Source organism: Methanoculleus sp. UBA303 (genome assembly GCA_002501655.1).
Taxonomy (GTDB): domain Archaea; phylum Halobacteriota; class Methanomicrobia; order Methanomicrobiales; family Methanoculleaceae; genus Methanoculleus.
Map to the genome: position 1 here is coordinate 90,348 of DANY01000032.1, position 6,000 is coordinate 96,347.

General features: G+C 62.0%; 5 protein-coding genes. All 5 read right to left on the bottom strand.

Going from position 1 to position 6,000, the window contains the following annotated elements:
• Positions 1 to 495: 495 nt before the first annotated feature.
• Positions 496 to 1,761, bottom strand: coding sequence for a Coenzyme F420 hydrogenase/dehydrogenase, beta subunit C-terminal domain (locus tag BP846_RS07795; RefSeq protein WP_292394121.1), 1,266 nt, complete (start codon positions 1,759 to 1,761; stop codon positions 496 to 498).
• 3 nt (positions 1,762 to 1,764) lie between these two features.
• Entirely contained in the window at positions 1,765 to 3,825 is a 2,061-nt protein-coding gene (gene fdhF, locus BP846_RS07800; RefSeq protein ID WP_292394123.1) for a formate dehydrogenase subunit alpha, read from the bottom strand.
• Positions 3,826 to 4,112: 287 nt separating this feature from the next.
• Entirely contained in the window at positions 4,113 to 4,973 is an 861-nt protein-coding gene (locus tag BP846_RS07805; RefSeq protein WP_292394125.1) for a DNA-methyltransferase, read from the bottom strand.
• A gap of 113 nt (positions 4,974 to 5,086) precedes the next feature.
• Positions 5,087 to 5,377, bottom strand: a complete 291-nt coding sequence (locus tag BP846_RS07810; RefSeq protein WP_292394127.1) for a hypothetical protein — start codon at positions 5,375 to 5,377, stop codon at positions 5,087 to 5,089.
• A gap of 323 nt (positions 5,378 to 5,700) precedes the next feature.
• A partial coding sequence (locus tag BP846_RS07815; protein WP_292394130.1) for a transposase occupies positions 5,701 to 6,000 on the bottom strand: 300 nt, incomplete at its 5' end.

The following is a 6,000-nucleotide window of genomic DNA, read 5'->3' on the forward strand; positions in this document are numbered from 1 at the left end:
CGGGAGAGCGCGGGCACCCCGGTTGCCCGGGAACCCGGGCCCGCGCCCGGGGCCAGTCAGAGAGGCAGTGCTGCGGAGGAGCCGGACGCTGTTTCAACCACGACCCCCGGGTTCCGTTACGGTGCCGCCGCACACACCGGGTGACCAGGCGGTTCTCTCCCCGGATGGCCACCCCTATCTCAAAGGGAGGTCTTCGGTATGGCCAGTCGTGAACCCCTGCCCGGTGCTGCACCCCCGATGAGACACATATGCCTGACTTCTGGCGGTTGCAATTCCGGCCGGCGCGGATTACATCAGCCCGGGGATATCCGGGACTACAGGAGCGCTGAGGGGCCTCTCCGGGGAGCCGTGCGGCGGGCTCCGGGAAAGAACGCAAAGAAAGCGGGGGGACCCCGGTTCCGGGCTGCGTACCTGCGGTGCTCGAGCTCCGGGCGTCCCGCCCGTCGTCCTTCGAAACCCTTCGGGTTTCTCAAACTCCGCTCCTGCGGAGGAGCGTTACTTGAAGATATCGAAGATCTGGTCGCTGCCGGTGGCGATGAGACGGTCGCGCTCCGGTTTCTCCTCGACGAGCGCAAGCACCGGTGGGGTCATGTCTTCTCCCGGGTGGAACCCAAAGAGTCTCTCAAGATCGGTCTGGATAGCATGGAGGAAGACCGAGTTTGATATCTCCACGGGGCAGAGTTCCTCGCACTGGCCGCAGTTGACGCAGGAGTCGGATATGTGCGCGAACCGGATCAGGTGGAACATGAACGGCGGTGGGATCACGCCGGGTTCGACCAGGTAGTCCTTCCTTGTGCTGCAGTCGATACAGTAGCAGATCGGGCAGTTCTCGATGCAGGAGTAGCATTTGATGCACCGGGAAGTCTGCTCCCGGATCCTGTGTAAGCGCTCCGTGCCCTCGCCGAGCGCCCCGAAGTAGCGGGCCCTCCACCTGTCACCGAGCTTCAGCATAGCGTTCTCGACCTTACCCCGGATCTCGATACCCTTCGGGTTCGCGGGCTCTGTGGCGACGACCCCGGCCTTCACGGCGCCGTTCAGGAGGTTCGCCCCCTTTTCAGACCCCACCTCGACAAACGTTGCGTTACCGGCCCGCTCGCCGATGACGCCCCAGTTCCCGCAGGCGAGGTCTGCCTGGCGTGGGATCTTAATCTTGCACCGGCGGCAGTTTGACCGGCGGCCGAGCCCCTCGTTCCCGAGGAGGTCTTTTTCCCCCTCTTCGAGTTCGTCGATCGAGACGGAAGCATGCTGGCCGTCTCTTGTGATGACGATGAATTTTCCTTTGTCGATCTCCTCCTTGACGACATCGTCGGGGTCAAGGCCGAGTTTCTCCCGGACGATGATCCGCGCTACCTCCGGCCGGATGGTGCCGCCGCAGTTTAAGCCGATCATGATGATGTTGTCCAGATTGACCTGGTTGCGCTTGGCCATCTCATACATCGCCTTGACGTCGCAGCCCTTGAGGACGGTGGCGATCCGCATATCCGGATCGGTTGAGAGGAGGCACCGTCTCATCTGTTTGGGGAGCAGCAGGCTGCCGCAGTGAAGCGATCCGGCAATGCCCGCGATCTCGGTCGGGTCGGTGATGAAAGCCGGCACTGCGTCATAGACGTCCGCGCCCTTCCTGACCGCAAAGACCCCGTCGACCATACCGCTTTCAAGAGCGTAACGCAGCAGGGCGGTGACCGCTCCGCCGGTCTCCGCCTTCTCCCGGAGGCTCTCATCCGTTGTCCACGCATAGAGTAAATCGCCTTTTCCTGCCATATCTCACACCTCCGCAATCTTCTCGACCTTCACGGCACACGCCTTATATTCGGGGATCCTGGCGACCGGGTCGAGCGCGTTGTGGGTCAGGAGGTTCGCTGCGCACTCCTTGTAATGGAACGGGATAAACATGACACCCCTGATGATCTCCGGGGTGACCCGTGCAGGAATATCGATAGAGCCGCGGCGGGTGCTCGCCCGAACGACCTCGTCGTCCTTGATGCCAAGTTCTTTCGCATCCTCCGTGTTGATCTCGATCCAGCCCGTGGGCGCCTCTTTCTCAAGGCTCCACGACCGGCGGGTCATCGTGCCGGTGTGCCACTGCCAGATGACCCGCCCGGTGGTGAGGACGTAAGGATACTCGGCGTCCGGGACCTCGGCAGGTGGTTTCCACTCGATGGCGGAAAAGACGCCGAGTCCATCCGGCATGGCGAACTTCTCCCGGTGGAGGATCGGTGTCCCGGGATGCTCCGCGGTCGGGCAGGGCCAGTGCAGGCCGTCCGGGTCGAGGCGGGCGTAGGAGATGCCATGATAGGACGGTGTGACGGCGGCAACCTCGTTGAAGATCTCTTCGGGGCTCTTGAACGCAAACTGCTTTGCGTAGCCCATCCTCGCGCCGAGTTCGCAGATGATCTGCCAGTCCTCCTTTGCTTCGCCGGGTGCCTGCTGGGCCTTCTTCCAGCGCTGGACACGACGCTCGGTGTTCGTCTGAGTGCCGTCCTTCTCCGCGTAACAGGCGGCAGGGAGCACGACGTCCGCGAGTTCGGCGGTCTCGGTCAGGAAGATGTCCTGCACGACCAGGAACTCGAGGTTCTTGAGCGCCTCCTCGACATGCTGGAGGTCCGGGTCGGAGAGCATCGGGTTCTCACCCATGATATACATGCACTTGAGCTCGCCGGGGTTGTCGGCGAGGATGTTGATCATCTCGGTGACAGTGTAGCCGACCCTGCCCTCGGCGATATCGTCGACGCCCCAGGCGTCCATCATCTTCTTCCGGGCAGCCTCGTCGTTGACTTTCTGGTAGCCGGAGTAGACGTTTGGAAGGCATCCCATATCGCAGGCGCCCTGCACGTTGTTCTGGCCGCGGAGCGGATTCACGCCGGTCCCCGGCCTGCCCAGGTTGCCGGTGAGCATCATCAGGTTGGCGGTCGATTTGACGTTGTCGACGCCTGTGGTGTGCTGGGTGATGCCCATCGAGTAGATGAGTGCGGCAGCCTCCGCTTTTGCGATCCATTCGGCCGCGGTCCTGAGGCTCTCGACCGTGATGCCGGTGGTCTTCGAGACGTTCTCAGGGCTGTAGGCGTCCTTCATGACGACTTCCTTGAGTTTCTCGAAGTCTTTCGTCCTCCTGGCGATGAACTCTTTGTCCTCCCAGCCGTTCTTGATGATCTCCTGCATCAGGCCGTTGAGAACGGCAACGTCGGTCCCGGAGATGAACGGCATGTAGAGATCAGCCTGCCGGGCGGTTGGGGTGTTGCGTGGGTCGGCAACGATCACCTTCGCGCCGCTCTGCCTGGCGCGGACGATGCTTCGCGCGATCAACGGGTGCTGCTCGAAGGTGTTGCTCCCGAGGACGAAGATGCACCTGGAGTCGGCGATGTCCATGATCGAGTTGGTCATTGCGCCGGAGCCGAAGACCGCCGCGAGGCCCGCGACGGTGGATGAGTGGCAGAGCCGGGCGCAGTGGTCGACGTGCGGGGTCTTGAGCGCTACCCGGGCGAACTTCTGCATCAGGTAGTTCTCCTCGTTCGAGGTCCGGGCGGAGGAGAGGCAGGCCATCTCCGCGGGCTTGTATGACCTGAACTTCTCTGCGATCAGGTCGTAGGCCTCGTCCCAGGTCGCCTCGACAAACTCGCCGTCCTTCTTGATGAGCGGTTTTGTGAGGCGGTCCGGGCTGTTGATGAATTCGTGGGCGTAACGTCCTTTAGGACAGAGTTTGCCCCCGTTGACGGGTGCGCGTTGCCAGTGCGCCACGTCGAATACCTTGCCGTTCCGGACGACAAGGTTGAACCCGCACCCGGTGCCGCAGTACGGGCATGTCGTTGATACATACTTGATATCCATCGTTGTTCCCCTCTGGCAGGGACTACATACTGCCCGTATTATATAATATACGTGGTCCGATTGGATTTTTTGAGGAGTATTGGTGGCACACGGCGGAGATCCGGCTCCACGGCTGCCCGCCGGGAACGCCGTGGGCGTGACGAGGCCTGCAACCGGGGGCAGTTCCACACGACACGGGGAAGCCGTTACCCCTCATTCGCGGGAGCAGCCGGAAGATTGCGCTGCAGGGCAGGAAAGCATAAACGGCCCGGGAAAAGGGGACGGCCCCGGACAAAAAAATGTCCGCGTCAGTCCCGCTGTTCCTGCCCGCGGGCTTCGGCGATCCGGGTCTCGGCAATCTCCCGGTAGGCCGGGTCGATCTCAAAGCCGATGTAGTCCACCCCGAGGGTGATTGCCGCAAGCGCCGTGCTTCCGATGCCCATGAAGGGGTCCAGGACAAGCGTCCCCGGCCGGCAGCCGTGGAGCCGGATGCACATCTCAGGGAGTTTCTCCGGGAAACTGGTCGGGTGCGGCCGGGAAGAACGGATGGTCCGGTAGGGGATGAACCAGGTGTTCCCCCGGTCGCGGAGGTCCCGCTCCCCCTTCCACCTCCTGATGTTGCTCTTGTCCTGGTAGGGCACGCCGATACCCAGTTTGTCCAGGGCTACGTCTCCCTTCTTTGTGAAGTGGAAGATGTGTTCGTGGCACTGGCTCAGGTAACGGGCGCTGTTCACCGGCTGGTAGTGGCCGACAGCGATATCGCCGGCGATATTCTCGTAACTGCCCACATCCTCTTTCCCTATCGCGATCGACTTAACCCAGTGGATGACGTTCTGCAGCTCGAAGTGAGGACGGAACTGCTGGACAACATCGAAGGGTATCCAGGGGTCCCGGGGTTTGCCGCCGACATTCAGGAAGAATGAACCGCCGTCCGCGAGAACCCGTGCCGCTCCGGCGGCGACCAGCCCCATCCAGTCGAGGTAGTCTTCCCGGGGCTTTTGATCGTTGTAGGAATTATACTCCTTTCCAATGTTGTAGGGCGGCGATGTGACGATGACGTCGACCGAGCCCGCCGGGAGGCACTGCATGCCCTGGATGCAGTCCATGGTATGAATGGTGTTGACGGCAAGCCCGCCGGGCCCGGGCGCCCCTTTCTCTCCTTCTGCCACTCCGATCATCTACAGGTTCGCAGTCCTCCGCAAAAAGGTGAACGAACCGGGAGGCCGGCCGCTGCCCATATAGCCGTCAGCCCGTTGCGGCCACGCATGCCGGAGCAAGCGTATCAGGGGGCGCCGGCCACCGCATCGTCCCCGTCCAGCACCTTCTGCCGGGCCCTCTCGAGCGCGTCGATGAAGTCCTCGACCTCGTAGGGGTTGAGCCCCTCGCCCCCGGAGCCTCCACGCTCGATGTGCACGACCTGGAGGAGTGCGTCTTTCAGAACATCGAGGCGGCTCTCCGGCTGGAGGATGATCTCAAACCGACGGAAGATGCGGTCCGAGACACACGCAAAGTCCCCGTGAATGGAGGCAAACGATATGATCTCGTCTGCGGATGGGACAGCCCCCTGGTCCACCTCGACCTCCAGGACCGCCGGCGCATCGGCGCTCTCTTCTGCAAAACAGCGGGCGACCCTGATCTTCGTGGTGACTCCTCCGCACTAGTGGTGCTCCGGCCGGGATATTCTCTCCCGGGGATGATAGTTGTTATGCCGGGCGGGGGAGGCATTCCTCGCCGGCATCCGGTATGAACCGCTGCACCATGCCGGCGCGGGCAGCATGCGGTGCGACCTTCCGGCGCGGCATGAACGAGGGTAGGGCGACAGGGGATGGTGCAGGGTGCGGTTCTCGATCATAAATAGCATAAAACAAGCCTTTCTAAAAACAGGACATGCGTGAACTACCCCCCGCTTGCGCAGGGGGCTTCCTGCGAGTGTCCGGGGACCACGGGGATCCTCGGACCTGTTTGTCGCAGATTACCGGCGAACTGCCGGTAGCCCGTCCACAGGGCATCTTGTGATAGGAACCGCACCATGATGTTGACCGCACTGTTTTGGTCGCGATCAATGCAGTTCCCACATTCACAGTTCATAACTCGTTTCCAGAGGGGCATATCGTGAACCGCACCACATACACAGCAGGTCTTCGTCGTGTACCGTTCATCGATCTTTATTACGCTCTTACCTGCAAGGGCTGCCTT

Coding starts and splice junctions, on each gene's coding strand:
- fdhF (WP_292394123.1), bottom strand. CDS start 3,825: ATGGATATCAAGTATGTATCAACGACATGCCCGTACTGCGGCACCGGG.
- BP846_RS07795 (WP_292394121.1), bottom strand. CDS start 1,761: ATGGCAGGAAAAGGCGATTTACTCTATGCGTGGACAACGGATGAGAGC.